The sequence below is a fragment of the Microbacterium testaceum genome (assembly GCF_001476655.1).
GTDB classification, from domain to species: Bacteria; Actinomycetota; Actinomycetes; order Actinomycetales; family Microbacteriaceae; genus Microbacterium; species Microbacterium testaceum_C.
Genome location: NZ_LDRT01000075.1, coordinates 1 through 24,559 on the forward strand (window position 1 = coordinate 1; position 24,559 = coordinate 24,559).

The following is a 24,559-nucleotide window of genomic DNA, read 5'->3' on the forward strand; positions in this document are numbered from 1 at the left end:
CGGCGATCCGGATGCCGGGAACGAGAGCATCGACGGAGGCTTCACCGCCACGAAGGGGTCGCGGCACCTGCTCGTCATCGCCGCGACCGAGGGCGAGCCCCTCCGCATCCCCGACGCGAAGAACGTCGACCGCGGCATCGACCGCACGATCGGCGGTTGGGAGATGTGGTCCGACGAGTTCTCGTACGAGGGTCCGTGGGCCGACGACGTGCAGCGCAGCGCCCTGGCCCTGAAACTCCTGCTATTCAGCCCCACCGGCGCCATCGCCGCCGCCGCGACCACGTCGCTGCCCGAGAACCCCCGCGGGGGCAAGAACTGGGACTACCGTTTCGCCTGGGTGCGCGATCTCGCCTACACGGCGCACGCGTGGGTGGGCTTCGGCCTGCGCGAGGAGACGCACGCCGCGATCTCGTGGCTGCTGCGCACGATCCGCAAGAACGGCCCCGAGGTGCAGGTGATGTACACCCTCGACGGCGATGCCGAGATCGGCCTCGAGAAGCACCAGGTGCCGGGGTGGAACGGCAACCAGCCGGTCGTCACCGGCAACCCCGCGCAGGGGCAGCTGCAGCTCGGCGTGTACGGCGATCTCATCGCCCTGTGCCGCACGTACGTCGAAGCCGGAAACCGCCTCGACATCCAGACCGGACGACTCCTGGCCGACGTGGCCGACCGCACGTGCGACCTGTGGCGGCGCGAGGACTCGGGCATGTGGGAACTGCCCGAGCTGCGCCACTACACCTCGTCGAAGATGGGGTGCTGGAAGGCCCTCGACGACGCCCAGTGGCTGGCCGAGGGTGGTCACATCCCCGACAACGGCGACCGCTGGCGGGCCGAGCGCGACCGCATCCATGCGTGGGTGGACGAGCGCTGCTGGTCGGAGAAACTCGAGGCGTACACGCTCGCGCCGGGCAGCGAAGACCTCGACGCGTCCGTTCTGTTGCACGCGCCCACGGGCTTCGACCGCGGGGAGCGCATGTCGAAGACCCTGGATGCCATCACCCAGCGCCTCACCACGGAGAACCACCTCGTCTACCGGTACACCGGGATGGACCAGGAGGAGCAGACCTTCGTCGCCTGCGCGTTCTGGCGCGCGACGGCGCTCGCGTGCGTGGGACGTCACGCGGAGGCGCTCGAGGCGATGGACGCCCTCGTCGCCCAGGGCAACGACGTCGGCATCTACTCGGAGATGATCGCCGAATCCGACGGGGCCTTCTGGGGCAATCTCCCGCAGGCCCTCAGCCACCTCGCCCTCATCAACGCCGCCCTCGTCATCCGCGACCTCGTCGACGACGCCGAGCTCGCTGACCGCTGACCCTCCGCCGGGGCGGTCCCCGCCTCGGCATCCCCCCTATGAAAGGACTCGCCATGAGCACGCAGTACACCTTCACCGACCCGGCGAAGCTCTATGCCGACATCGATCCGCAGTCCCAGGATGCCAAGGAGCCCGGCCTCGACGCCGACCTCACCCCGAAGGCCGCGCTGGGCGAGGACACCTACGTCGGCAGCGACCGCCTGAAGGGGCGCAAGGCGCTCATCACGGGCGCCGACTCCGGCATCGGCGCGGCCACCGCGATCGCCTTCGCCCGCGAGGGGGCGTCGGTCGCGATGTCGTACCTGCCCGAGGAGAAGGTGGATGCCGACCGTATCGCCGGCATCCTGCGCGACGCCGGCGCGACGGTGGTGCAGATCCCCGGCGACCTGCGCGAGCGCGACTATGCCCGCGCTCTGGTGAAGGAAGCGGTCGACGGCCTCGGCGGCCTCGACATCGTCGTCAACAACGGCGGCAAGCAGATCTTCAACGAGGACGTCACGACGCTGACCGACGAGCAGTTCGACGACACCTTCAAGACCAACGTCTACGCGATGTTCTGGATCTGCAAGGAGGCCGTGCCGCACCTCGCCCCCGGCTCGACCATCATCAACACCACGTCGATCCAGGCGTACTCGCCCGCGCCCATCCTCGTCGACTACGCCTCGACGAAGGCGACCATCAACACCTTCACCAAAGCGCTCGGCCAGCAGCTCGCCCCGAAGGGCATCCGCGTGAACGCGGTCGCCCCCGGCCCCATCTGGACTCCGTTGCAGGTGACCGACGGCCAGCCCGACGAGAAGGTCGACGAGTTCGGCGAGGAGACCCCGCTCGGACGCATGGGTCAGCCGGCCGAGCTCGCGCCGGCGTACGTGTACCTCGCCTCGGCGGAGTCGAGCTATGTGATCGGTGAGACGCTCAACGTCAACGGCGGCATGCCCACGCCGTAAACGTCGCGCGCGGAGAGGGCCGTCGTCCGGGGTTCGGGCGGCGGCCCTCTCCGCGCGCAGAGCGGAGGGGCAGGAGCCTGTCGAAGCCCCCGGTCCCTTCGACGGGCTCAGCGACCTCGCTCGGCATCCGGGATCACCGTCCGTCGCGGAGCGATTTGCGGTAGAAGATCTCGCCGTCGGCCGTCTCCTCGGAGCGGTGATACCCCTCGCGCTCGTACAGGCGCTGGTTGGCTTCGCTGAGACCACCCGTGAAGAGCTCTGCCTCGGTCGCGCCGGCTTCACGCCCCCGCTCCTCGACGGCACCGAGCAGCAGAGTGCCGAGACCCTCGCCCTGCTGATCCGGGGCGATGGCGAGTCGACCGATGAGCAACAGACTCCCGTCTCGGCGCGCGCGAACCGCGCCGACGATGCGATGGTCCGTGATCGCCACGCAGCCGAGGTTCTCGACCAGCTCGGCGCGCACCTCTTCCAGCGTCTGCGTGAGCGGCGGCATGTCGGGGTCGCCATAGATGAGTGCCTCACTCGCGAAGGCGGCGCGCTGAACGGTGAGCACCTCTCCGGCGTCGTCGGGAGTGATGGGGCGGATGCGGGGGCTGCTGCTCATGATCGCTTTTCGAGGTGAGGTGAACAAAAGACGCCGGAACGACGGCGGTGTGAGGGTGCGAGGTCAGCGACGACGGCTGCGGCCACCCATGAACGATTTCCTCGTTACCCGCGTCCGCACGGCGACCTCGTCGCGGCGGATCCGGGGGCGACTTCGGTCGCCGAGGTGGCGATCCGCTGGGGCTTCTCGGCACCACGGCGCTTCGTCGAGGCGTACCGCGACGCGTATCGCGTCGATCCGCAGTCGACTCTCGATCTCTGAACCTCAGCGATCGCGATCGGTGTACTCGCCCGGGTCCTCGAGGTTCTCTCGGTCTTCTTTCCCCGACGGGAGCTGCACGTCGGGGAAAGAACCGGCCTCGTCGGCACGGGGCCGCGATTCGGTGCCGTCCGCGTTCTCCCGGTCGACGTACTCGCCCGGCAGATCGGTGCTGCCGTGGTCGACGTCGCCGTCGGGAAGCTGCACGTCCGTGTACTCGCCTTCGTCGGGTCCGGTTCCGCGGCCTGTGGTGTCGCGCTCGCTCATTGTGGGGTCTCCCGCCGTCGTGGTGTCCTCGACGCTAGACCGCGAGGCGCGGGGGCGCTCGGCCTTGACAGATGCGCGTGATCGGCCCCGTGTCAAGGCCGGTCATCGGGGCCGGGGAGCGGGTCAGAGTGGAGTCATGCCAGCTCTCGCCATCATCCTCATCATCGTCGGACTCGTCCTGCTCTTCCTCGGCGTCTTCGTCGAGGCCGTGAAGTTCTTGCTCTGGATCGGAATCGTCATCCTCATCGTGGGTGTGATCGCGGCCCTCATGCGCTTCATCCGTCGAAACGCCTGACCGTCCCGCAACGTCGTTCCGCTCGCTCGGTTCCTCCGGGCGGGCGGCTCGTCATGCGGGCGGCGTCACGCGGAGAAGAGGTCGCCCGCGCGGGGACGGTGCACCGACGCCACGGCATCCAGAGCCGGACCCAGCTCCGGATGCCGGAAGCGGAAGCCGGCCTCGGTCAGCACCCGCGGCACGGCCCACCGGCTCTTGAGCACCAATTCGGGCTCGTTGCGCAGCAGTGCCATGGCGGGATCGAGCATCCACCGGAACGCGGGGAGGCCGATCCGCCGCCGCGCGACGCGCCGGACCTCGTTCATGAGCGTGCGGTTGTCGCTGACGCCGGGTGCCGACAGGTTGACCGGTCCCTCGAGGTCGTCGCGATCGCGAAGGAATCGAACGGATGCCACGACGTCGTCGATGTGGATCCAGCTGAACCGCTGGCGCCCCGAGGTCCGGTGCCAGCTCGACCACACCGATCCGGTCGGATGCGCGCCGATCCCGCGGTAGCGGCGGTGGGGGAACCACCAGCTGTCGATCTGCGGGCCGCCGAGTCCGAGGCGACCGAGTGCGAAGAGCATGCGCGTCGCCGGTCCGTCGCCGAGGACGATCGCCATGCGCAGGGCGATGCGGCGGGTCCCCGGGAGGTCGCCCTCGAAGAAGGCGCGCTCCCACGACGTCGCCACGTCGACCGAGAAACCGTCGCCGATGACGCCGTCGACCTCGTCGTTGCCGCGTTCGGTCTCGTGGCGGTAGATCGTCGCCGTGGAGGCGTTGAACCATACGCGTGGCGGGCGGGCCGCGATGCGCACCGCGCGGTGCAACGCCCTCGTCGTCTCGACCCGTGAGCGCAGGATCTCGTCGCGCGCCGCGTCGGTGTACCGGCACGACACGATCTTGCCGGCGAGGTTGACGAGCACGTCCGCCCCGTCGACGAGTCGGTCGATCGCCGGTTGATCTCCCCACGTCGCGGTGCCCGTGCGACTGATCGTGTCGAGGTCGTATCCCTCGTCGCGGAACGCGGATGCCAGAGCCCGGCCGACGAAACCACTCGCTCCGGCGATGACGACACGGGGTCGGGGCACGGCATCCTCCTGGGTCGGGTTCAGCCTAGGGGAGTGTCGGGGAACGGCCGCCCCGACAGAATGAGAGACATGGTGCAACCGCTCGACGTGGCCCCCCTCCTCCGGTTGAGCGACGGGTACGGCGATCGTGAGGAGACGGAGGCCGTACGCCTGTTCGCCGAGGCGAACGGTGCGCAGTTCCAGCCGCTCGTGCTCGACCAGCCCCTGCCGGGCGTCGTCTTCCGCGATCCCGTCGGCCGTCCGCGCCAGATGCAGGGCGCCGGCCGGATCGTGCGGTTCCCCGGCGATCCCGGGATCGAGATCGCCAACTCCGCCTTCCAGTACACGATCGACCTCAACGTCCTGAGCTCGACGTGGGGATACGCGGCCGTCCGACTGTCGCGCCCCGCGCCGGCACTTCTCGTCGAGACCGCGAGCGCGCGGGCCGTGCGGCTCCTGCCCTCGACACCCACCGCGGGAGTCACGCTGACGCTCGGGAACGACTCCGAGGTCCACGTCGACCCGCGTGCGGCGGGCTGGGCGCGCGGCATCCTGCGTCCGGACATCCTCGACCTCCTCGACGACGCCGAGCTGCCGTTCGACCTCGAGATCGTCGACGGCTGGCTCTTCCTCTACAGTCCACGACAGCTTGCGGTGGGAGATCCGCGGGTGTGGCGGCGCGCCCTGGGCGTGATGGCGGCGGTCCGCGACGCCGTCGAGGCGGCCGACGGCGCCGGGGTCGTGGCATCCGGGGCTCCTCCGGTGCTGCCGATGAAGGACCGGGCGTGGAAGGGCGGGCGTCGCAGGGCGCTGATGTTCTACGGCTCCGTGGCCGCCGTCGTGGCGCTCCTCGCCGCGGGGATCGCGTTGTTCGTGCGGTGACGGCGGCGATCGTCGCCGCGCTCGCCTGACAGAATGGGTCACATGCGACGGCAGGAACGGGGAACGCGTGTCGTGCGCGGAGCCGTCGCCGCCGCCGTGGCGACGTTCGTCGCTCTGCTTTCCCACGTGACGGCCGGGGGAGCGATGCCGGGCGCGGTGGGTATCGTCGTCCCGCTCGCGCTGTCGTTCGTCGCGTGCACGGCCCTCGCCGGCCGTCGACTGTCCGCTTTCCGTCTGAGCCTCGCGGTCGGCCTGAGCCAGCTGCTCTTCCACGCGCTCTTCGTCCTCGGCAGCTACCAGCCGGGTGCGGCCGCCGGCCACGTCCACGCCGGAGCGGCCGCGATGCCCGCGCTCGGTGCGGACTCCGTGACGATGACGATGGTCCCGGATGCCTCGATGTGGCTCGGGCACCTCGTCGCTGCCGCACTGACCACCGCCGCCCTGCACCGAGGAGAGCGGACCGTCGCGCACCTGCGCGAACTCGCCGTCCGCCTGGGCGCGTGGCTGCGCGCGCGGGTCCGTATCCTCACCGACGCGCCCGGGCCGACCCCCGCGCGTCGTGTCCTCGCCGAGATCGTCGCCGACGTGCGCGCCGTCTCGGTGCTGCTGGCGGCGACCGCTCGGCGGCGCGGCCCCCCTCTCGGCGCACACTGACGCCCGCCTCGCGCGATCCGGCGCGGGGTGTCCGGTCGTGGGCACCCGCCTCGACCGACCCGTCGCCTCCCGCGCGGCGGGGATTCGCGTCCTCCGGGACGCCCGTGCCTGTCGTGCCGTGCCGTCGCCCGCGCGCGGGGGCAGCGCTGTGCGCTGACCTCACGCCGTCGTGACGTGCTCGGCATCGCCGAAAGAGAGAACCCCATGCTCCGCCTCCGCGCTGTCGCGGTCGGATGCGCCGTGGCCGTCGTCGTCGTTCTGACGTCGGTCGTCCCGGCATCCGCCCACGATCAGCTCTTATCCAGTTCACCCGCTCCGGATGAGCGTCTCCCTTCCGCTCCCGATGAGATCACCCTGACCTTCTCGGCCGATGTCCTCGACGTGGGCGCCGACATCATCGTCGCCGACGCCGAGGGCGCCGACTGGGCGGTCGGCGACCCCGCCATCGCGTCCGCGACCGTCGCCGTCGGCCTCAAAGAGGGAATGCCCGCCGCGGGCTACGAGGTGCGTTGGCGCGTCGTCTCGAGCGACGGCCACCCCATCTCGGGCGTGATCCCGTTCACCGTCGGCGATGCGGCCCCTCTCGAGCGGGCACCCGCATCGGCGAGCGCGCCCGCCGTCGCGGCCCCCGTGGCCGACGATCCGGGCGTTCCCCGCATCGTGGTCGTCGCCGCCCTCGGCGCGGGTATTGCTCTCGCCGTTCTCCTCCTCGTTTCTCTTCTCCGCCGCGCCGCGCGCGGCCGACAGCCCGGAAAGGCCTCGTCATGAACACCCGCACCCTGCGCTTCGGCGCCATCGCCCTTCTCTCCTCCCTCGTCCTCGCCGGCTGCGCCGGCACGACCGCGCCCGCCCCCGCCGCCGAGTCGGCGTCGTTCTCCAGCTCGGACGTCTGGGTCAAGGCCGCCGACGGCGGGATGACCGCCGGCTTCGGGGAACTCACGAACACCGGCGACACCGACCTCACCGTCGTCTCCGCCACGAGCCCCGCCACCTCGTCGATGCAGTTGCACGAGACCGTCGCGAACGAAGACGGCCAGATGGTCATGCGCGAGGTCGAGGGCGGGTTCGTGATCCCGGCCCACGGCTCGCTCGCGCTCGCCCCGGGCGGAAACCACCTGATGTTCATGGACGTCACCTCTCCGCTGCGCGCCGGCGACGACACGACGATCACGCTGACGTTCTCGGACGCGTCGACGGCGGACATCACCGCCCCCGTCAAGGAGTTCGCCGGAGCGAACGAGAACTACGACGGCGGCGACATGGGCGGCATGGACATGGGCGACATGGATATGGGGAAGTGATGGCGCGCCTCGACACCCGGCGCGGACCGACCCGGCGGACCTTCCTTCTCGGGGGAGCCGTCGCGGGCGTCGGTGCGGTCGCCGCCATCGGCGTCGACGCGGCCGCCTCGGCACAGGATGCCGCTCCCTCGACACCGTTGAACGGTGACGTGGCCGTGCCGTTCTACGGCGTTCACCAGGCCGGGATCGACACCGACGCCCAGGCGCACGCATCCCTCATCGCGCTCGACCTGCGGCCCGACGTCGACCGCGACGGCCTTCGCCGTCTCCTTCTGACGTTGACCGACGATGCCGCCCGCCTGACGCGCGGGGAGGCGGCCCTGGCCGATACCGAGCCCGAGCTCGCGACCGCTCCGGCCCGCCTGACGGTGACCTTCGGTTTCGGACCCGAGCTCGTCGCGCGCGCCGGTGCAGCCGCCCCGTCGTGGTTGCGGCCGCTGCCGGCGTTCTCGATCGACCGGCTGCGACCGGAGTTCGGCGACGGCGACCTGCTGCTCCAGATCGCCGCCGACGATCCGGTGACCGTGGCGCACGCCGCGCGCATGCTCTTGAAGGACGCGCGCGCGTTCGCCACCCCGCGGTGGGTGCAGCAGGGGTTCCGGCGTGCCCACGGCACGGAGCGCCCCGGGACGACGATGCGCAACCTCTTCGGACAGGTCGACGGCACGGCCAACCCCGTGCCGGGAACGACCGCGTTCGACGAGGTCGTGTGGGCTCGGGACGGGTGGCTCGCGGGAGGCACCGGCATGGTGGTGCGCCGCATCGCGATGAATCTCGACACGTGGGATCACCTCGATCGACCCGGTCGCGACCAGGCCGTCGGGCGATTCCAAAAGACGGGCGCGCCTCTGACCGGAACCGACGAGTTCGACGAGCCGGATTTCGAGGCGAAGGATGCCATCGGCTTTCCCGTGATCCCGGAGTTCTCGCATCTGCGTCGGTCGCGATCCGACGATCCTTCGCAGCGGATCTTCCGCCGCGGCTACAACTACGACCAGACGCCGCCTGCCGGTGAGGTCAGCGATGCGGGGCTCGTGTTCGTGTCGTTCCAGGCGGACGTGGACGGACAGTTCGTCCCCATCCAGCAACGCCTCGATCAGCTCGACCTGCTGAATCAGTGGACCACGCCGATCGGGTCGGCGGTCTTCGCCGTCCCGCCGGGGTGCGCCGAGGGCGGCTTCATCGGAGAAGGGATCCTGTCATGACGACGACACGACCGGACGGTGTCTCCGCGTCGGGCGGCGCCCCATCGCCGTCGAGTGTCCAAGAAACCCGGAGCCCCGGGGCCGGAAGTCCGGGTGTTCTGGACACTCGACCGGGTGGCGGCGCCGGAGGCGTGGCATCCGGTGCCCCCCGCAGAGGGTGGTTCACGGCGCTGCTGCGGCGGTTGCACTTCTTCGCGGGGCTCCTCGTGGGGCCGTTCATCCTCGTCGCGGCGGTGAGTGGAGGTCTCTACGCCCTCACCCCGGTCATCGAGAAGGTCGTCTACGCCCACGAGCTGACGGCGACGTCGGATCGGACCGGGATGCCGTTGGCCGACCAGATCGAGGCCGCCGAGGCCTACGTCGGTTCCGGTGCCTCGCCCGTCGCCGTGCGGCCCGCACCCGAGCCCGGCGCGACCACGCGCGTGATGTTCGCCGACGACACGCTCCCCGAGAGCACCACCCGGGCGATCTTCGTCGATCCCGCAACGACCCAGATCCTCGGGGATCTTCCCGCGTACGGCACGAGCGGAGCGCTGCCGGTCCGGCACTGGATCAGCGATCTGCACCGCTCGCTCCACCTCGGCGCGCCGGGCCGGTGGTACAGCGAGCTCGCGGCATCCTGGCTCGGCATCGTCGCGCTCGCGGGACTCGGACTGTGGATCGGGCGCTTCGTGCGCAGCCGCCGCGGACGCCGCGATCTGCTCCGCCCCAACCGGTCGCATCGCGGGTACCGTCGCCTGTCGGGCTGGCACTCGGCGGTCGGGATCTGGGTCGTCCTCGGGGCGCTCTTCCTCTCGGCCACCGGGATCACGTGGTCGACGTTCGCGGGGGCGAACGTGTCGGACCTGCGCGCGGCGATCGGCGGGGCCACTCCGTCGCTGAAGACCGCGCTCGAGGGCGCGGCTGCCGCCGGGGGAGAGCACGCGGAACACGGCGGGGCGACGCCGGGTGCGCCCACGGGGGCGGCGAATCCGCCGACCTTCGACGCGGTGCTCGCGATCGCGAAGCGCATCAACGTCAACACCGGCGACGTCGAGATCCGCCCACCGTCCGCCCCCGGCACCGCGTGGGTCGTGCAGGAGATCCATCGGAGCTTCCCGACGGAGGTGGATGCCGTGGCGATCAACGGCGCGACGATGCAGGTCGTCGACCGTGTGGACTTCGCGTCCTTCCCGCTGCTCGCGAAGCTCTCGCGCTGGGGCATCGACCTGCACATGGGCTCGATGTTCGGTCTCGCCAATCAACTGGTGCTGTTCGCCCTGGCGATCGGGATCGCCGCCCTCGTCGTGCTCGGCTACGCGATGTGGTGGAAGCGGCGCCCGACGCGCGGACTCGCGGCTGCTCCCGCCCGAGGAGCTCTCCGCGGCGCTCCGTGGTGGGGCGTCGGGGCCGTCCTCGTGGTGGCGGTGCTGATCGGCTCGGTGCTGCCGATGGTCGGTTACCCGCTCGCCGCGTTCGTCGTGATCGACGTGCTGCTCGGGTGGTGGGGGCGGTCGAGGCGATCTGCGAGCGTCAGGCCAGGACCTGGTGCATCGTCGCAGAACCGTTCGTCGGCTCGGTGAAACCGAGGCTGCGGTACAGCGCCTGACCCGGCGGGTCGGCCAGCAGTGTGACGTAGGCGCCCTCGGGGGCCTTCGCGCGGATCTCCGCGAGAAGGTCCTCGAGGATGCGCCGACCGAGTCCGCGCCGCTGGTACCCGGGGAGCGTCGCCATGTCGGCGACGAGGAAGTACCAGCCGCCGTCACCGACGACCCGGCCCATCGCGACCGCTCGGCCCCCGGCATCCACGACCCGTCGCCATGCCCAGCTGTTCGTCAGGGCCGGTGCGCCCTGGTCGGGGCGCTTCGGCGTGAGCCCGGAGGCGCGGCGCAGCTCGAGGTAGTCCTCGAGCGTCGGGGCAAGGGATTCGAGGCGGAGGTCGTCCATCGACCCAGCCTGGCACGGCGCGGTCAGCGCTCCGGGCGGTCTCCGTCGGGGTCGGGCAGGTTCTGCGCGATGCGGCTGGAGGCGGCGGAGTCGCGCCCCACGCCGGGTTGATACTTCGCGATCGGATCGTCGGCGTCGACGTGCGGTTCGGGGGCGTCGCCCGCGGGGGTCGAACCGTCGCCGGTGTCTTCGTGGTGACGTGAGGTCGAGCCGTGACCGCCCCGGGCGTCGTCGGTGCCGCGTTCCATGCCACCGTCGGCCGCGCGTGTACCGACGCCGGGCAGATCGTTCTGGCTCGAGACGTTCTGCACGCGCGCGTCGTCGTCGGGGTCGATCTCGGTCGCCGCGACAGCTCCGCTGTCGGCTCCCGCACCGCCCGCGGGCACGTCGGCGACGAGACCGTCGGAGTCGGCGACGGTGTCGGCGTGGTCGGCGCCGGGCAGATTCTCGGGGGTGGGAGTGCTCATGATCGATCCTTCCGTGGGGCGTGCCGCCACGTTAGGCGCGGAGTCCGACATCGGCGGCGGGGTTGACGGGACCCGCCCCGGCGGCGATGGCAGAATCTCCGGATGCCGTCCTCTTCCTCGCCCGATCGGTACTGCGTCGTCGCGCTCCTCGCCTCAATGGAGGTGGGTGATCGCGTCGATCGACGTGTCTGGCCCGCGCATGTGACGCTCGCCTCGAACTTCTGCACAGAAGCGTCGGTGGCCGACCTCGTCGAGATTCTCCGCGAAGTACCGGCGGATCAGCCTGTGACGTTCCGTGTGGGCGGTACGGCGATGTTCGGTCAGCAGCAGGACATCGCGGTGCGTCTGGTGGAGTCGTCGCGCGCGGATCACCTGCACGGAGTCCTGGTCGACCGCCTCCACCAGCTCCCGGGGTTCGCCGCGGATGAGCCGGCCTTCTGGGGAGAGGGCTTTCGCGCCCATCTCACTCTGGGGCCCGTGGTCGACGCGGCCGAGGGGGAGATCCTGCGCTCGACGCGCATCGGGATCGCGCGGATCGATGGCGCGGAGGCCGAACTCGTGGCCGCTCTCGAGATCGGATGACGAGGCGACGCTCCGCGAGCGCCCGGGTCTCGGCATCCGACCGCCCCGATGTCGGAGGCGCTGGCTAGGCTCGAGAGCAGCCTCGAAAGGACACCCCATGCAGCAGCGCCCCCTCTCCCGCACCGGCCGCGAGGTCTCGGCGATCGGCCTCGGTACCTGGCAGCTCGGCGCCGACTGGGGCGATGTCAGCGAAGAAGACGCGCGCGCCGTCCTGTCGGCCGCCGCCGACGCGGGCGTCACCCTCTTCGACACCGCCGACGTCTACGGCGACGGCCGGTCCGAGCAGATCATCGGGGCGTTCCTGAAGAGCCGGGATGCCGACGACATCACCGTCGCCACCAAGATGGGCCGCCGCGAAGACCAGGTTCCCGAGAACTACGTCATGGAGAACTTCCGCGGCTGGCTCGACCGCTCGCGGCGACTCCTCGACACCGAGACCCTCGACCTCGTGCAGTTGCACTGCCCGCCGTCCGCGGTGATCGACGACGACGCCACCTGGGACGCGCTCGACCAACTGGTCGCGGAGGGCGTGATCGCCGCCTACGGCGCCTCGGTCGAGACGATGGATCAGGCCTTGTCGGCCCTGACCCGCCCGAAGCTGACCAACCTGCAGATCATCTTCAACCCGTTCCGCCTCAAGCCCCTCGATGAGGTGCTGCCGCTCGCGGCCGAGAAGAACGTGGCCGTGTTCGCGCGCGTGCCGCTGGCGAGCGGGTTGCTCTCGGGCAAGTACTCCCGATCCACGACCTTCGTCGAGAACGACCACCGCTCGTACAACCGCAACGGCGAGGCATTCGACAAGGGCGAGACGTTCTCGGGGGTCCCCTTCGACGAGGGCGTGGCCGCGGCCGACGAACTCAAGGCATCCCTGCCCGAAGGCGTCACGCTGCCCGCGGCGACCCTCGCATGGATCGCGTCTCGAGAGGGCGTCACCTCGGTCATCCCGGGGGCGCGATCGACCGCGCAGGCCGCGGCGAACGCGGGCGCGGCCGAGCTGCTCGACGGCGGGTTCGACCTCGACGCGTTCGACACCCTGGTGCGCGACGTGTACGACCGACGCCTGCGCGCGGAGATCCACCCGCAGTGGTGACCCCGTCATGACGAAAGCCGGACCCGCCTGTGGAGGCGGGCCCGGCTTCGGTCGAGGCAGACGTCAGCTGACGTCGCCGCGCCACGCGCCGGATTCGGCGCCGCGCGATTCGATGTATTCCTTGAAGTTCGCGAGGTCCTTCTTGACCGAGTGATCGTCGGCGCCGAACACCGCACCGAGCTTCTCGAGCACACCCGTGGGCGCCCAGTCGATCTGCACGGTGACGCGCGTCTCGTCGTCCGAAAGACGGTGGAAGGTCACGACACCGGCGTGGTTCTCGTCGCCGCCGATGCTGTTCCAGGCGACGCGCTCGTCGGGGTGCTGCTCCGTGATCTCGGCGTCGAACTCACGCTCGGCCCCGGCGATCTTCACCTTCCAGTGCGTAAGGGTGTCGCTCTTCTGCGTGATGGACTCCACGAAGCTCATGAAGTGCGGGAACTCCTCGAACTGCGTCCACTGGTTGTACGCGACGCGGACGGGAACGTTGACGTCGATGGTTTCGATGACCTGTGCCATGGGGTCCTCTTTCCTTTGGCTTGTGGGGGTGTCCCCAGTCTTCGGCCGCGGTCTGCGGCGCGCCCCCGGGGTTGAGGGATCGCCGTCGATGGCCTATACGCGCGGAGCCGGTTCGCGGCGGAGGTGGCTGAGCTTGTCGAAGCCTCCGGACGCCATGGTGGGGTGAGGTTTCCTCGACGGGCTCAGGGACCTGGCGGGGTGCGGCGCGTCACGCCCGGCCGCGCAGGATCAGGTGCCAATACACCCACGGCAGCACGCGTCGGTCGGCGATCCACGACAGCCGTCGCTCCCGGTACAGCGACCGCCAGAACGGAACCGTCGGCTGGAGACGGCCCCATCGGTCGAATTCCGCGAACACCACGGTCCCGCGCGACACGGTGAACGGCACGACGCTGTACCCGTTGTACTTCTGGGTGGGCGGGCGCCCCTCCACGGCGGCGCGCAGATTCTTCACGAGCGCTTTCGCCTGTCGGCGGATCGCTCCTCCTGAACGCCGGGTGGCGACCGCTGCCGCGTCGCCGACGGCCCAGATCTCCGGATGCCGTACGTGCTGCAGCGTCTCCGGATCGACGTCGACGAAGCCGTGCGGATCATCGGATGCCGCGAGTCCGCTGCCCGCGATCCACTCCGGCGCGCGCTGGGGTGGAACGGCGTGGAGGACGTCGTACGGGAGCGTCTCGGACGCGTCGCCGCGACCGATCGTGAGCGTGGAGTTCTCGGCATCCACGGACCGGAGGTCGCGGCTGTACCGCACCTCGATGCCGTATTCGTCGAGCTTTCGGCGCAGTTCGCGGTCGATCGCGGGGATGCCGAACGGGACGGGGTCGGGGCAGACGAAGATCACGCGGATGTCGTCGCGGACGCCGATCGCCCGCCACCAGTCGCACGCGAGATACATCGGCTTCTGAGCGGCGGCACCGCACGATGCGGGCTCCGGCGGCTGGGTGAACACGACCGTACCCGACCGCAGGTCGCGGAGGACCGTGGAGGCCTTCGCGGCGAGGGTGTAGTCGTAGTTCGAGATGCCCGAGGCGGTGTCCATCGCTTCGGGGAGGCCGGGAACCTGCTCCCACGCCATGCGCATCCCGGCGCACACGACGAGCTGGTCGTAGTCGATGCGCCCGCCCGAGACGAGGTGTACGCGTCGGGTGTCGGCATCCACCGTGAAGACCTCGTCGCGGAGCCACCGCACCCCCGGAGGGATGACGTCGGCCTGGGGGCGCGCCGCCTCCGATGCCCGCGCGGCCCCGCCGGCGATGTGCGACTGGAGGGGCGCGAAGACGTGCAGCGTCCGCGGCTCGATGACCGTGATGTCGGCGAGGCCGGCTCGGTGAAGGCGGCCGGCGACCGACAACCCGGCGTTGCCGCCGCCGACCACCACAATGCGGGGGTTCGTCATGCCCTCACGCAACGGCACGATCCCGGTGCGCACCAGCGCCTTGACAGGCGTCGCCGGGCGCGCGACTCAGGCGAACGTCGTCGCCGGAATGCTGTCCTCCGCAGGCTCGGGGATGACGTACAGACCGGTGGGGGAGTTCGCGGTCGACATCAGCGCTTCGAGCCACGCGCGATTCAGAGCCGGCGGGCGCCCGCCGTTGAACTTGAACACGAGATTCGCCCGCGGGTGCAGCCAGACCGAGGTCCGGCCGCCGCCGGTGCTGATGTCGTCCTTCCAGACGAAGTAGAACGGTTCGCCGCGGCGCAGCTTGTTGCCGATCACGACCTGGAGGTGCGCCAGCAGACGATCTTCGAACTCGTTTCGAATCCCGCCCTCGTAGATGAACTTGCCCACGTATCCCTCCCCGCGGGCTTCGTACCCGCTGCTGTGTCTTCGCCATCGAATCCGCAGGACGAGCGAGCGCGGGCCGACGCGCCCCTCCCGGGCGGCGCTTTGGGTACGAGTCTCAGCACCTGGGCACCGTGCGGGCGGGCGCTCCCCGGTAGTTTTCCCCGTAGTGCTGTCCGCCACCGCACGGCTGTCAAGGGGCGGGTCTCGGTCGGTGGCGCGCGATGGGATGAGGGGGCTGTCAACGAAAGGACTCCCCATGAGCGACGCTTCGATCGACCCGTCCACCCCCGACGTCCCGGTCACCGATCCGGACGGCGGAATCACGGTCGCCCAGCCGCTGCGCGACGGTGACACCTCCATCGAGCCCGATCCCGCCCTCGACCCCGCGCAGGCGGAATGGGATGCCACGACCGCCCTCGACGAGGGGGCCGATCCCGACGACATCAACCCGACGACCGCGACCGGTGCCGACCCGGCTGAGATTCCCTCGGACGATACCGACATCCCGCTCGAGGACATCCACCCCGAGTCCACCGGAACCGAGTCGCAGGGGGAAGACCCCGGCATCGTCGAGCTCGGCGAGGAAGGCCAGGGCGACCTCGCCCCCGAGGATCTCTGACGAGTCCGTGCCGCTCCGGGCCCTTCGGCTGCGGGGCGGCGCCGGGCGAAACTCCTGCGTTTCTGCGGTTCCGCGGGGGGAGGGGCGCTGGATTCCACCGCTGCGCCGCGTATCTCAGGAGTTTCGCCCGCGACGTCGGTGGACCGCGGCGTCCGCCACGCGCCGCGACCCCGCAGGACGCTCACGCGCGGGGAGCGCGCCGGGAGCGCGTGGTGAGCTCACGCGTCGAGCTCCGGCGCGAAGAGGGGGCCGCCCCCGAAGGGCCGGCCCCCTCTCGGTGCGACTCACTGTTCGATGAGCTGCGGCGTGCTCTCGTGCGCCTCGATGACGCCGTCGTGGTCATCGGTGGAGACGGCGATGCGTCGCGGCTTGGCCTTCTCGCTCACGGGGATCGTCACGCTCAGCACCCCGTTGCGGTACGAGGCGCTGATGCGCTCGGTGTCGATGCCCTGCCCGAGGTTGAGCTGGCGGACGAAGGACGCCGTCTCTCGTTCGCGGGTGATCCACTTGACGTCGTCGCCCGAAGCGAGGGTCCGCTCCGCGCGAATCGTCAGCAGCTGACCGTCGACGTCGATGTCGACCGACCCCGGGTCGACGCCCGGGAGATCGGCGGCGAGAACGTAGTGGTCGCCGTCACGGTAGAGATCCATCGGCATCCGTCGCGGTCCGCCGCCGCGTCGTGCGTCGAGAAGGGTCGATGCGAGGCGGTCGAGGTCGCGGAAAGGGTCGTAGGTGGCCATGTCGATACTCCTTTTCGATCTGTCTGTTGGAAGTTGAGTCGAGTACGCTCAACTGGCTTCAGATTAGCACTCTCCTCATGAGAGTGCCAAGAGGTCGATCGCGCGACGGAGCTGCCGAACACCGTCGAGAAGCTCGCGGGCCGCGCCCAGGACGCGCTGCACAAGGAATGAGCGGGACGGATGCCGCGGTGCCGGGGCCCTCCACGGCCTGAGCTGCCGGGTCTGTGCGCGACGACACGCGGCGATGCGGGGGAGCTCCGCGCGGTAGCGTCGTCGGGTGACGGATGCCGCGGCGAAGCCGCACCTCGTGCGGGCCCTCTGGGGCGCGACCCATCCCGGTCCCACCCTCGTGGTCACCGTCCTGTCTCTCGCGCTCGGGATCGCTGCGGGCGTCGAACCGGCGCGCCTCGCGCTGCTCGTGGTGGCCGTGTTCGCGGGTCAGGTCTCCGTGGGGCTCTCCAACGACGCGATCGACGGGGCGCGTGACGCCGCCGTCGGCCGCACCGACAAGCCCATCGCCGGGGGAGCGGTCACCCCGGAGCGCGGGATCGCGGTGGCCGTGGCATCCGCGATCCTCGCCGTGGGACTCTCGGTGCCGCTGGGTACGGGGCTCGTCGCGGCGCACGCGATCGCCCTCGCCTCGGCGTGGGCCTACAACGCGGGGCTGAAGTCGACGCCGTTCTCGATCGCGCCGTTCGTGCTGAGCTTCGGGCTCTTCCCCTCGTTCGCGACGCTGTCGACCGTTTCGCCGGCGCTCGCCGCGCCGTGGGCCTCGGTCGCCGGGGCGGCGCTGGGAGCCGCCGTCCACCTCACGAACGTCGTGCGCGACCTCGACGACGACCGCCGCACCGGCGTGCGCGGGCTCCCGCATCGGCTCGGGGCACGCGCCTCGGTGGTGCTGGCCGCGTGCGGAATCCTCGCCGGCGCGATCGCGGTGCTCCTCGGAACGGATGCCACAGCCCTCGGCCTCGTCTTCTTCGTCGCCGTGGCGGCGGTCGCGGTCGCCGCGGTGGTCGTGGTGTTCGCGAGGCCGCCCGGGCGGGCGGTGTTCCAGCTGACGATGCTGGCGGCGCTTCTCCTCGCCGCGCAGCTCGTCGTGGCCTGACGCGCCCCGAGGCCCGGCGCTGGTGGTCGGTGCAGGAGCCCCTGCAGAGCCTGGTGCCCGACCGGTGCGAGGGCGAGTGGTGGCACGAGCTCCCCGAGGTCTTCCCCCTCGACTGACCGCTAGCTGTTGCTGGCCATGAGGTTGTCGACGGGCCCGAGCGACTGGACCGCTGGTTCTGGCGATGGGAGCTATTGCATGCATGAGGTTTTATTGCATGCAATAATCTTTGTATGACGGTGTACGAGTCGCTCAGGGCGATGGTGATGATGGGCGGCATCCGCGAGGACGAGCGCGTGGCTGAGTCGCAGCTGGCCGAGCGGTTAGGGGTGAGTCGCACGCCCGTGCGAGAGGCGTTGCAACGTCTGGAGAGCGACGGACTGGTGCGGGCGCAGGGGCGCGGCGTCCGCTTGTGGGTGCTGAGCGGGGATGAACTCGCGCAGCTGCACATGGCACGCGCCGGAATCGAGGGGTGGGCCGCATTCCTGGCGGCGCAGCGTGTGGCTAGCGGAGAGGTCGCCCCGGCTCGCTTGGCGGAGCTGGAGACGCTAGCCGCCCAGACCCACGAGCTCACGACCTCCGGCGATCTCGCTCGCGCCGTCGAATCGAACCGCGCATTTCACGAGGCGGTCGCCGCTCTCGCGGGCAACCCGGTCATCAGCAGCACGCTGGAGCGCTGGTGGGACCAAATCGTCGTCAGCACCCGGAAGAGCCTGCAAAACCCCGAGCGCACCCAGGCGGTGCACGCCGAGCATGAGGTCATCACCGACGCGCTCCGTCAAGGGGACGCCCCTGGGGCCCGAGCCGCGGTGGAAGCCCACGCGTTCGCAACCCGCAACGCGTTGAACAAGAACTAACCCGAAACGAGAAACACGTCATGACTACGCACAACTACGAGATCGAACTGACCTGGACCGGCAACACGGGCACCGGCACCAGCTCCTATCGAGGGTTCTCCCGCGATCACACGGTGACGGCCGCCGGCCCCGGCTCGATCCTTGGATCATCCGACCCCGCCTTCCGCGGCGATGCCGCCCGCTGGAACCCCGAGCAGCTCTACCTCTCGTCGATCGCACAGTGCCACATGCTCTGGTACCTCCACCTCGCTGCGCGGGCCGGCGTCGTCGTGACCGCATACGAAGACCGCCCGACCGGGGTCATGGTCGAAGAAGCCGGCGGAGCCGGACAGTTCGAGCGCGTCACCCTCCACCCGACTGTGACGATCACCGTCGAAAGCGACCCGACGGTAGCTGAGCAACTGCACCACGAGGTCGGTGACTACTGCTTCATCGCCCGCTCGATCAACACGCCGATTCACCACGAGGTCGTCGTGCACCTTGAGGGGTCCGCCACCGCTCCCGCGCTCGAATGATTGCCTGGCTGCGACCGGAGCGGCTGCACTCGTCCCCTCCGCCCCTTGCCACGCTGAATTGACGGTGGGTGGCATGAAGGCTGCTGCACGGACCACGCATCGGAACGCCCCTCTCACTCCTGAGGGCCGCAAGCGGCTCGTTGAGCGCTGCCGAACCCGCCCGATAGCGCACGTGGCCGCGAGATGGGCATCTCCCGGGCGACCGCCTCGAAATGGGTGAATCGCTACGAGCAATTCGGAGACGTCGGGCTGCTTGACCGCTCCTCTGCGCCGTCCCGGCAGCCGACTGCGACGCCTGGCGCGACAGTGGCGCGGATCGAACAGCTGCGGCGACAGAAGAAGTGGTCAGCATCCCGCATCGCCTTCGAGTTGAATGCTGACGGGGTTGCGGTCAGTCGGCGCACGATCACCCGCCATTTGGCGTGGGTCGGGCTGAACCACCGACGGTACATCGACCCGAACGGCGAAACGAACCGGGAGGTCAAGACCATCAATGCCAAGCATCCCGGACACATGATCCACCTGGACGTGAAGAAGGCCGGGCGCATCCCGGACGGCGGCGGCTGGCGCGTCCACGGCAAAGGCAGCGCCGAGGCTCGGACTGCGGCCCGCGCAAAGGCCCGCGGAGCACGAGCCGGGTATGCCTACCTGCACTCCGCGATCGACGGACACACACGTCTGGCCTACACCGAGGCGCTCGAGAATGAACAAGGCGCCACCGCCGTCGCGTTCCTGAACCGCGCCCGCGAGTGGTTCGCCAAGCACGGAATCGTGAAAATTGAGCGGATCATCACCGACAACGGAGCCTGCTACCGCTCCGATGCCTTCGCCGCCGCCCTCAACGGTGCTGAACACCGGCGAACGAAGCCATACACGCCGAAGCACAACGGGAAGATCGAGCGCTACAACCGCATCTTGTCCGAAGAGTTCCTCTATGCCAGGACCTGGACCTCAGAGCGCCAGCGCGAAACAGCGCTGAAGACTTGGAACCTGCACTACAACTACCACCGACCCCACGGAGCACATGACGGAAAACCACCTGCATCCGCGGCCTCACGACACGTAAGCAACGTCCTGGCCTCCTACAGCTAGCCGCGGGCGGCTCGATCGCCCTGCATCGCGTACGCGCGGGTGAACGCGGCACCGCCCGGTCCCCCCAGGACCGCGTGCAACGCCGCCGCCTTCGCGGCGTGAGCGCGCGGCCCGAGCGAGCGCCCGAGAAAGGTGTTGAGCGCCGCGAGCCGGGCGGCGTGCCTCGCCGACGCGAGACGATCTCGCTCCCACCGGTCGAGCCCGTCCGGCGAGCCCGTGCGCAGCCACCGCGATAGCAGCGGGGCGAGGGTCAGCGCGTCGAGCAGCCCGAGATTCATGCCCTGACCGCCGATCGGGCTGACCTCGTGCCCCGCGTCCCCGACCACGAACACCCGGCCGCGCCGGAGCGCGGGAGCCACGGCGCGACGGACCCGGAAGGTCGTCGCCGCGGGGATGTCGACGTCGAGTCCGGCGCGGTCGGCGACGGCGCGGCGGAGGAAGGCCGTGGCATCCGGGATCTCGTCCGTGCCCGCCCAGGCAACGAGGCGGCGGTGGCCGTGGGGGAGGGGGAACGACTCGAGCACGCCCGCGCGCTCGAGGTGGACGCGCGCGACGGGACCGCCCGGGGCGGCGACGTCGGCCATCGCGTACCGGTCGGGGTACTGGTGCGTGCGCACGGCGCCGGGTCGGTAGACGAGGTCTCGTCCCGCCCAGCCGGATGCCACGACGACGAAGCGCGCACGGATCTCCTCGTCGCCGTGCGGGCCGACGGCTCGCGCGCGCACCGACGCGCCGTCGTCGATCAGCGCCGTGGCGGCGACCCCGCGCCGGACCGGCGGAGCGAGTCGGGTGAGGACGTCGACCGTGTCGGCCTGCGGGAGCGCGGCGACGTACGGGTGCCGTGCGCGCAACCCGTCGAATCGGATCTCCGCCAGCAGTCGCCCGTCGGCGCGCGCCTCGCCGCGCTCGATGCGCACCGCGCGCGCGAGCAGTTCGTCCGTCGCGCCCGAGGCCTCGAGGTACGCGAGGGCGGGAGAGTGGATGCCGATGGCCCGCGTTCCCCCGCCGATCGCCGTCCGCTTCTCGACGACGTCGACCTCGACCGCCCGCGCGCGCAGGTCGGCGGCGAGGGCGAGACCGACCGGGCCCGCACCGACGACCAGGACCTCAGGCATCCGCGCGCCCCCTCGCGACGGCGAGCACCCGGAAGGGCGCGGGGGTCTCGACGCGCCACGGCGAGCCGAGGGCCTCGGCCAGCTCGGGCGCACGATGGCTCCGGCGGATCGAGCGGAGTCCGTCGACCCGCAGGAAGGTCCCCGCCGACAGCGGGGCGATCCCGACCGCGTACAGCGCGTAGGCGAGGCGGCCGCGGGCGATGTCGGCGTGCAGCACCGGCCCGCTCGACAGCGTGAGCGAGTCGTCGGCGAATCGCTCCAGGGCCTCGGCGTCGAGGTGGTGCAGCACGTGGTTCGAGAGCACGAGGTCGAAGCGCTCGCCGGCGGCGATCAGCTCGCGCGACCCCCGGGCGACGAAGCGGACCCCGGGGCGTTCCCTTTCGCGTGCCGCCTCGAGCGCCCGGGCATCGGGGTCGGCGCCCACCCAGTCGACGTCGAGGCCGTCGCGCGCGGCGAGAGTCGCGAGGCGGGCCACGACGTCGCCGCCGCCGCACCCGAGGTCGAGCACGCGGGCGGGGCGGCCGAGCGCGCGCAACTCGGGGCGCACGCGCGAGCGGTACACGTGGCCCCACGCCGAGACGAGGCGGTTCACGAGGCCGAACCGGCGGTAGGTCGCGGCGAGGGCGCGGGGATCGCAGTCGGGGTCGTCCATCAGCTCGGTGAGGGCGGTGTCGCGCTCGGCGAGCCCCCGCCACGCTCCCGGTGCGCGGGTCACGGGCGCCGCAGCGTCAGGCGCGCCGCCTCCACCGTGAGTCCCGGGCCGAACGCCAGCGCGGCCACCCGGTCGCCGTCGGCCCGCGAGGGGTCGGCGAGGAGGTCGCGCAGGATGAACAGCAGGGTCGCGCTCGACATGTTGCCGTGCGCGCGCAGAACCTCCCGCGAGGGAGCGAGGGCGGCGGCATCCAGCTCCAGAGCGCTCTCGACGCGGTCGAGGATGCTGCGGCCCCCGGGATGGACGGCCCACGCGTCGATCTCGCCGAGATCGCCGATCACGTCTCCGGCGATGGCGGCGATCTCGCGGCCGATGATGCGCGGGACCTCGGGGGTCAGGGTCATCTCGAAGCCCGCGTCGCCGACGGTCCAGGCCATGTCCGCCTCGCCGTCGTCGGTCACGTGTGTCGCGAAGCCGTCGAGGTCGAAGCCCGCGTGCGCGGGATCCCCGGATGCCACGACCGCCGCCGCGGCCCCGTCGGCGAACACCGAGGCGGCGACGATCTGGTCGGGGTGCGCGGAGGTCTGCCAGTGCAGCGAGCACAGCTCGGCACAGGCCACGAGCACGACGGCACCCGCGTCGGCGGCGACGATGCGCGCGGCCAGGCGCAGCGCTGGGATCGCGGCGGCGCACCCGATGAACCCGAGGTGGTACCGCTCGGCCGAGGTGGCGAGGCCCAGGTCGCGGACGAGGCGGTAGTCGGGACCGGGGGCGAACATGCCGGTGCACGAGACGGTCACGACGTGGGTGATGGCATCCGGTGTCCGTCCCGACCCGGCGATCGCGGCGCGCGCGGCCTCGGCGAAGAGGGGCGGAGCGGTGCGGCGGTACTCGTCGTTGCGGGCACCGGTGGGCGGCATGAGCAGGGTGTCGCCGTCGCGGACCCCGAGAGCCCCGCCGTCGCCGCCGGCGAGCTGGGGGAGCACGACGTGCCGCGTGTCGATCGCCGCGGCATCGAAGGCCGCGCCGACCAGCCGCTGCGCCTTGCGATCGAACCCGGGCTGGGCGGCGAACAGGTCGCGGAGCACGGCCTGGTCGACGCGCGTCTCGGGCAGGGCCGTGCCGATCGAGAGGATGCGCGCGGTCATGTCTCACTGTAGACACGCTTTCCGGGCGCGGCTGCGGGGATGGCGCGGGTGTCGCCCGCCGTCTATGGTGCGGCGGGCCGACGCGCGGGCGCGGCGAGGGCCGCCCCGCCCGCAGGGGTCGGCCCGCGGCGGCTGCCGACAGCACCGCCGACGCGACGACCACGAACGGCACGAGCAGCAGCGGGACGAGCACCGCGACGGCGGTGCCGGCGACGACGACGATCGCCGCGCACACGACGGCGCGCACCACGGCGGGACGCGCTCCCGCGAGGCGGACGGCGGCGAGGCTCGCCACCGACACCTGCGCGATGAGCAGAAGGGCGGAGAGAACGACCGTCGCTCCCCATCCGGGTGCCGCCGTCGCGTACCCCGGGAGAGCCGTGGCCCCCTGCAGGACCGCCCCGACGGCGAGACCGCCGACGAGCGGGAGGGTCGTGCGCGTCGAGGTCATTCGTCTCCCATCGCCTTGAACAGGACGGCCTCGAGGGAGCCGGCGTACAGTTCCTCGTCGCCCACGGAGACCGAGAGTTCGTCGGGCGACGCGCCGGGTGACGAGAAGCGGATCGGGGCCTCGTCGAAGGTGTCTCCGTCGCACGTGATGGTGTCGTCGTCCGCGCGCGCGCACACGGGAGCGGTCCTCACGTCGATGTCGTGGTCGACGAGGACGTCGTTCCCGGCGAAGCGCACCTCGGCCAGGTGATCGCCCCCGGCAGGAGCGATCGCCGCGACCTGCGTACAGCCCGCGAGCGTTCCGATGAGCGCATGACACCCTCGCGGTACGCGCGCGGAGATCGTTCGACGCGCGCGGACCGTGCCCGTCGACCCGGTCGGATCGCTCGGCGCGGCGGCCCTACGGTGGCCCCCACCGAACGGACACCGCCCTGGCCGTAGATGTCAGGCGGCGAGAGCGTCCCGGAGCAGCAAGCTCGAGAGCGCATCGCGATAGTCGTCGACCATCCGACGCCGGTCGAGGCGCGCCCGGGCGCGGATCGCGGCCGTGCGGAGCTCGACGCGGTGGGCGAGAGCGTGTTCCCAGGTGTCGGCGATCGCGTCCGCGTCGCGCGGCGTGACGAGACCGAAACCCTCGACGACGCGAGCGGCGTCGCCGATGTCGGTGGTCACGGGGATGGCTCCGGAGGCCGCTCCCTCGACCAAGCACAGCGGTGAGGCCTCTCCGAAGGCGCTGGTGAGCGCCACCACATCGGCGATCCGGTAGAGCTGCGGCATGTCATCGCGGAGCCCGAGGGCGTGAACGTGCGTCCCGTCCGCGATGCCGCTCTCGACGAGGAGCGAGGTGAAACCTGCGTTGTCGCGGGTCATCCCCGAGCCGCACAGCACGTAGTGCGTGTCGGGGAAGCGTCGCGCGTGCCGCGCCACTGCCGCCAGGAAGAGGCCCGGATCCTTCATCGCGTCGAACCGCGCCGCCAGGAGCACGACGTGCGCCGATTCCGGGATGCCGAGACCCGCGCGGATCCGTCGACGCTCGAGCCGCGTCCCCGGGCGGAACCGCCGGGTGTCGATGCCGTTGTCGATGATCCATGCCTCGCCGGCGGCAACGCCCGCGCGGGCGTACGC

At 71.1% G+C, this 24,559-nt stretch carries 29 protein-coding genes and 1 pseudogene; 16 read left to right on the plus strand and 14 right to left on the minus strand.

The features are described 5' to 3' along the window. Positions 1-1,312 (plus strand): glycoside hydrolase family 15 protein (locus NS220_RS11380; protein WP_058624170.1); only part of this gene is annotated, 1,312 nt, incomplete at its 5' end. Positions 1,313-1,365: 53 nt separating this feature from the next. Next, positions 1,366-2,259, plus strand: a complete 894-nt coding sequence (locus NS220_RS11385; RefSeq protein ID WP_058624171.1) for an SDR family oxidoreductase — start codon at positions 1,366-1,368, stop codon at positions 2,257-2,259. A 133-nt stretch (positions 2,260-2,392) separates the two neighbouring features. Here NS220_RS11385 and NS220_RS11390 read toward each other — a convergent pair whose 3' ends face one another. Both NS220_RS11390 and NS220_RS11395 read right to left on the minus strand, forming a co-directional pair. Next, positions 2,393-2,863 (minus strand): GNAT family N-acetyltransferase, encoded by a 471-nt coding sequence (locus NS220_RS11390; RefSeq protein ID WP_058624172.1) that lies wholly within the window; start codon positions 2,861-2,863, stop codon positions 2,393-2,395. A 264-nt stretch (positions 2,864-3,127) separates the two neighbouring features. Next, positions 3,128-3,388, minus strand: coding sequence for a hypothetical protein (locus NS220_RS11395; RefSeq protein ID WP_058624173.1), 261 nt, complete (start codon positions 3,386-3,388; stop codon positions 3,128-3,130). Between the two features lie 136 nt (positions 3,389-3,524). Between NS220_RS11395 and NS220_RS20160 the strand changes: the two genes are divergently transcribed. Then, entirely contained in the window at positions 3,525-3,683 is a 159-nt protein-coding gene (locus tag NS220_RS20160; protein WP_193755351.1) for a hypothetical protein, read from the plus strand. 65 nt (positions 3,684-3,748) lie between these two features. Here the strand turns inward: NS220_RS20160 and NS220_RS11400 are convergent, their stop codons facing one another. After that, positions 3,749-4,753, minus strand: coding sequence for an epimerase (locus tag NS220_RS11400; RefSeq protein WP_058624174.1), 1,005 nt, complete (start codon positions 4,751-4,753; stop codon positions 3,749-3,751). A 69-nt stretch (positions 4,754-4,822) separates the two neighbouring features. Here NS220_RS11400 and NS220_RS11405 point away from each other — a divergent pair, with 69 nt between their 5' ends. From NS220_RS11405 to NS220_RS11430, 6 genes are all read left to right on the plus strand, one after another. Beyond that, on the plus strand, positions 4,823-5,614 hold the full coding sequence (locus tag NS220_RS11405) for a hypothetical protein (RefSeq protein WP_058624175.1): 792 nt from the start codon (positions 4,823-4,825) through the stop codon (positions 5,612-5,614). A gap of 42 nt (positions 5,615-5,656) precedes the next feature. Beyond that, positions 5,657-6,268 carry a hypothetical protein gene (locus NS220_RS11410; protein WP_058624176.1) on the plus strand — a complete coding sequence of 204 codons (612 nt, stop codon included), beginning with the start codon at positions 5,657-5,659 and terminating at the stop codon, positions 6,266-6,268. A gap of 204 nt (positions 6,269-6,472) precedes the next feature. Further along, a complete protein-coding gene (locus tag NS220_RS11415) occupies positions 6,473-7,036 on the plus strand; it encodes a copper resistance CopC family protein (RefSeq protein ID WP_058624177.1) in 564 nt (187 codons plus the stop codon). After that, the gene (locus tag NS220_RS11420) at positions 7,033-7,569 is read left to right on the plus strand and encodes a copper chaperone PCu(A)C (RefSeq protein ID WP_193755352.1); all 537 of its coding nucleotides are present in this window, start codon (positions 7,033-7,035) and stop codon (positions 7,567-7,569) included. Before NS220_RS11415 ends, NS220_RS11420 begins: the two co-directional genes overlap by 4 nt. Then, positions 7,569-8,774, plus strand: a complete 1,206-nt coding sequence (locus tag NS220_RS11425; protein ID WP_058624178.1) for a Dyp-type peroxidase — start codon at positions 7,569-7,571, stop codon at positions 8,772-8,774. The genes NS220_RS11420 and NS220_RS11425 overlap by 1 nt, the downstream gene beginning before the upstream one ends. Next, entirely contained in the window at positions 8,771-10,336 is a 1,566-nt protein-coding gene (locus tag NS220_RS11430) for a PepSY-associated TM helix domain-containing protein (protein ID WP_081323134.1), read from the plus strand. The genes NS220_RS11425 and NS220_RS11430 overlap by 4 nt, the downstream gene beginning before the upstream one ends. Here NS220_RS11430 and NS220_RS11435 read toward each other — a convergent pair. Next, the gene (locus tag NS220_RS11435) at positions 10,287-10,700 is read right to left on the minus strand and encodes a GNAT family N-acetyltransferase (RefSeq protein ID WP_058624179.1); all 414 of its coding nucleotides are present in this window, start codon (positions 10,698-10,700) and stop codon (positions 10,287-10,289) included. The genes NS220_RS11430 and NS220_RS11435 overlap by 50 nt on opposite strands. 23 nt (positions 10,701-10,723) lie before the next feature. Further along, a complete protein-coding gene (locus NS220_RS11440) occupies positions 10,724-11,167 on the minus strand; it encodes a hypothetical protein (protein ID WP_058624180.1) in 444 nt (147 codons plus the stop codon). A gap of 102 nt (positions 11,168-11,269) precedes the next feature. On the opposite strand from NS220_RS11440, the gene NS220_RS11445 reads away from it, so the two are divergent. Further along, positions 11,270-11,749 (plus strand): 2'-5' RNA ligase family protein, encoded by a 480-nt coding sequence (locus NS220_RS11445; protein WP_058624181.1) that lies wholly within the window; start codon positions 11,270-11,272, stop codon positions 11,747-11,749. Between the two features lie 97 nt (positions 11,750-11,846). Next, the gene (locus NS220_RS11450) at positions 11,847-12,839 is read left to right on the plus strand and encodes an aldo/keto reductase (protein WP_058624182.1); all 993 of its coding nucleotides are present in this window, start codon (positions 11,847-11,849) and stop codon (positions 12,837-12,839) included. A gap of 63 nt (positions 12,840-12,902) precedes the next feature. Here the strand turns inward: NS220_RS11450 and NS220_RS11455 are convergent, their stop codons facing one another. The 3 genes from NS220_RS11455 to NS220_RS11465 form a co-directional block, all read right to left on the minus strand. After that, on the minus strand, positions 12,903-13,355 hold the full coding sequence (locus NS220_RS11455) for an SRPBCC family protein (protein ID WP_058613215.1): 453 nt from the start codon (positions 13,353-13,355) through the stop codon (positions 12,903-12,905). 208 nt (positions 13,356-13,563) lie between these two features. Next, complete coding sequence (locus NS220_RS11460) at positions 13,564-14,754, minus strand: NAD(P)/FAD-dependent oxidoreductase (RefSeq protein ID WP_058624194.1); 1,191 nt, start codon at positions 14,752-14,754, stop codon at positions 13,564-13,566. Between the two features lie 66 nt (positions 14,755-14,820). Then, positions 14,821-15,147 carry a DUF7882 family protein gene (locus NS220_RS11465; RefSeq protein WP_058624183.1) on the minus strand — a complete coding sequence of 109 codons (327 nt, stop codon included), beginning with the start codon at positions 15,145-15,147 and terminating at the stop codon, positions 14,821-14,823. 253 nt (positions 15,148-15,400) lie between these two features. On the opposite strand from NS220_RS11465, the gene NS220_RS11470 reads away from it, so the two are divergent. Then, a complete protein-coding gene (locus tag NS220_RS11470) occupies positions 15,401-15,763 on the plus strand; it encodes a hypothetical protein (protein WP_058624184.1) in 363 nt (120 codons plus the stop codon). 284 nt (positions 15,764-16,047) lie between these two features. Here the strand turns inward: NS220_RS11470 and NS220_RS11475 are convergent, their stop codons facing one another. Then, positions 16,048-16,503 (minus strand): Hsp20/alpha crystallin family protein, encoded by a 456-nt coding sequence (locus tag NS220_RS11475; protein ID WP_058624185.1) that lies wholly within the window; start codon positions 16,501-16,503, stop codon positions 16,048-16,050. A gap of 277 nt (positions 16,504-16,780) precedes the next feature. Between NS220_RS11475 and NS220_RS11480 the strand changes: the two genes are divergently transcribed. The 4 genes and pseudogenes from NS220_RS11480 to NS220_RS11495 all read left to right on the plus strand — a co-directional run bounded on the left by NS220_RS11480 (position 16,781) and on the right by NS220_RS11495 (position 20,069). Then, positions 16,781-17,608, plus strand: coding sequence for a UbiA family prenyltransferase (locus tag NS220_RS11480; RefSeq protein WP_081323136.1), 828 nt, complete (start codon positions 16,781-16,783; stop codon positions 17,606-17,608). Positions 17,609-17,838: 230 nt separating this feature from the next. Then, complete coding sequence (locus NS220_RS11485; protein WP_058624186.1) at positions 17,839-18,462, plus strand: GntR family transcriptional regulator; 624 nt, start codon at positions 17,839-17,841, stop codon at positions 18,460-18,462. Positions 18,463-18,482: 20 nt separating this feature from the next. Further along, positions 18,483-18,977 carry an OsmC family protein gene (locus NS220_RS11490; RefSeq protein WP_058624187.1) on the plus strand — a complete coding sequence of 165 codons (495 nt, stop codon included), beginning with the start codon at positions 18,483-18,485 and terminating at the stop codon, positions 18,975-18,977. A 73-nt stretch (positions 18,978-19,050) separates the two neighbouring features. After that, positions 19,051-20,069, plus strand: a pseudogene (locus NS220_RS11495) (IS481 family transposase). On the opposite strand, the gene NS220_RS11500 reads toward NS220_RS11495, so the two are convergent. The 5 genes from NS220_RS11500 to NS220_RS11520 all read right to left on the minus strand — a co-directional run. Continuing rightward, positions 20,066-21,184 carry an FAD-dependent oxidoreductase gene (locus NS220_RS11500; RefSeq protein ID WP_058624189.1) on the minus strand — a complete coding sequence of 373 codons (1,119 nt, stop codon included), beginning with the start codon at positions 21,182-21,184 and terminating at the stop codon, positions 20,066-20,068. The pseudogene NS220_RS11495 and the gene NS220_RS11500 overlap by 4 nt on opposite strands. Beyond that, on the minus strand, positions 21,177-21,899 hold the full coding sequence (locus NS220_RS11505) for a methyltransferase domain-containing protein (protein WP_081323137.1): 723 nt from the start codon (positions 21,897-21,899) through the stop codon (positions 21,177-21,179). The genes NS220_RS11500 and NS220_RS11505 overlap by 8 nt, the downstream gene beginning before the upstream one ends. Further along, positions 21,896-22,984 carry a type III polyketide synthase gene (locus NS220_RS11510; protein ID WP_058624190.1) on the minus strand — a complete coding sequence of 363 codons (1,089 nt, stop codon included), beginning with the start codon at positions 22,982-22,984 and terminating at the stop codon, positions 21,896-21,898. Before NS220_RS11510 ends, NS220_RS11505 begins: the two co-directional genes overlap by 4 nt. Positions 22,985-23,431: 447 nt before the next feature. Then, complete coding sequence (locus tag NS220_RS11515; protein WP_058624191.1) at positions 23,432-23,671, minus strand: hypothetical protein; 240 nt, start codon at positions 23,669-23,671, stop codon at positions 23,432-23,434. Between the two features lie 207 nt (positions 23,672-23,878). Beyond that, the coding region (locus tag NS220_RS11520) for a glycosyltransferase (protein ID WP_153004264.1) at positions 23,879-24,559 on the minus strand (681 nt) is incomplete at its 5' end.